Source organism: Fructilactobacillus sp. X2R1C1 (assembly GCF_059901435.1).
In genome coordinates this window covers 1-859 of sequence record NZ_JBWXUV010000009.1, presented here as the reverse complement: position 1 = coordinate 859, position 859 = coordinate 1, and the positions used below count along the sequence as shown (strand labels likewise).

At 30.0% G+C, this 859-nt stretch carries 1 pseudogene; it reads right to left on the bottom strand.

Going from position 1 to position 859, the window contains the following annotated elements:
• A pseudogene (locus AC6UDG_RS07205) lies at positions 1-681 on the bottom strand (hypothetical protein); the annotation flags it as partial.
• Positions 682-859: the final 178 nt, after the last annotated feature.

Sequence of the window (859 nt, the reverse complement as noted above, 5' to 3'; positions counted from 1 at the left end):
ACTATCAACAAACTTCTCTAGCTTTTCCATATCATTACCACTGCCATATACATCTAGTTCCCAATTGCCAGACGTTTTACTTAAAAGATTGATAAGAGGAAATAAATTCTTTTGATTTTTAGCTTCTAATCTCCCAATATATATGAACTTACATACTTTAGAGTCAGGGACAATGGTCTTTTTTTCTTTTTTAACTGGATTGTAAATTATCTGTATACTTGTTGGATTAACTCCAGCATGGATCATTTCATCTCTTATTCCAGATGAAATAACAAGATGATCATCTGCCATTTTAATCATCCATACCCGTTCTTTTAAACCGTTTTGAATTAAAGCAGTATGAATCCACGAAATAACTTTATACTTTTTTCTAAAAATAATTTTAACGTATTTTGCAAATAAAATTTGAACCGGATTAGTAATTATAAGTGCATCGCCATCATATGTAATAAGAAAATGCAAATATCTCATCAGACACAAAAACTTTGAGGACATATTTGTATAATTAGTCTTCAATCCTTTCAATTTATTTTCAAGATCATGAAATTCGAATCGATTATAGCCAAATAATGAAAGATCTAAGCTCTTAGTGATTAAATTATCATGCATAACATGGTCAATAACCGTTTCTACTCCACCTCTCCCAGATAAAGCGACGACGATTGTTACTTTATTTTTCAAATCAACACACCTCTAGTTAGAAAAGCCTTGTAAAGCTTTAATAAATCTATTTTCATAGTTTTGGGGGTAAGCAAAATCAACTGATTTCTTAATAGTTTCAGGATTAAAAGTTACATTATTGTCAATGATACTATTCAAATCTTGAATCATTGTTCCGTAATCACCTACAGGATATAGA